Annotated in this window: 1 protein-coding gene; it reads right to left on the bottom strand. The window is 68.5% G+C overall.

Annotated elements, in window-relative coordinates; all coding sequences use genetic code 11:
* The coding region (locus I55_RS06170; protein WP_044559625.1) for a hypothetical protein at positions 1-954 on the bottom strand (954 nt) is incomplete at its 3' end.
* Positions 955-1,122: the final 168 nt, after the last annotated feature.

Raw genomic sequence — 1,122 nt, 5'->3', positions numbered from 1 at the left:
CAGGGCGGAGCCAAGACGTTTCAGCGTGGCGAAAATGCCGGTCTGGTCGGAGAGGGCACGGTGCAGCTTGTCATGGTCACCATGGAGCACAGCCTCACCGGCGTCCCGCAGGGACCGCCCCCAATGGCCCAGGTTGTCGGAAACCTGGTCGAACAGGGTGGTGGCGTGGCCGTCCGCGGCGGGAGCATGTTGGTCGACGAGATCCTGGGGGGCTGCAGGATGGACCCAGTCGCCTATCTGGCGCCGCGCATCCTCGGCCAGGCTGGCGAGATCGGGGATATCCACGTCGCCTATGGCGTGTGTCACATCCCCGCTGATGACATGCAGGCGGGCCTGCAGGCTTTCCAGGTAGAACCTGGGGTCGGCATGGCCCAGCAGGCCATGAAGGTTATGGCCCTGCCGGATCAGCTCCTCGCCCAGGAAACGGAGCGTGTCACCACCGTGCTGGTGCTGGTCGCCCCATGTGCGCCCCGCGTCCACCAGCCTTTCGCCCCAGTGGAGCATGTCGCTGGCAGCACCATCGGCCAGGTCCTGCACCTTGGCATGAAGGGCGGGGCCGAGGCGCGATGGATGGTCCAGCAGGTCGCCGATGGCCTGCAGGCGCTGGTTCATGTCCGCGGCGAACTCAGGGGACGTCACCTTGGTGAATAGCCGCCCGGCGGTGTCATAGCCGTCGGCCAGAGCGGTCAGGGCGAGGGCGGGCAGCCGCCCGCCCATTGTCGACGCCGCGCGCGACAGGTCCCGGATCCGCTGGCTGCCCGATTCATCCAGCACGGCGGCACCGACCGCCAGTGTCGCCCCGCCGCTGACGATGGCTGTAGGCAGCCAGGCGCGGCTGCCCCGCCGCGCCGGAACCGGAGCCTGGTCGGCCGCCCCCTGCGGCGCCATCGGTGGCACGGCGGCGGAACCGTCCGCCTGGTCTGAGATGCCCTCCGATCCCTCCGAGCCAGGCAACGGTCCATCCGCGGAAGTGTCTCCCGGCTGAAGCGTCTGGCGCCGATCGGCGGCGGCATTCGCAACAGCTCGGGTACCGTCCTGACGCATCGCGAAAGCGCGGAGGGGCTGGGTTTCCATTACCTTGTCCTCTGGTCTTTCCCCCCAGGCGAAGAAATAGTTCTGTGC

This window comes from Azospirillum sp. B4, assembly GCF_000333275.1.
Classification (GTDB): domain Bacteria; phylum Pseudomonadota; class Alphaproteobacteria; order Azospirillales; family Azospirillaceae; genus Nitrospirillum.
Note: the sequence above shows the minus strand (reverse complement) of the source record. Positions and strands in the feature narration are given on the sequence as shown.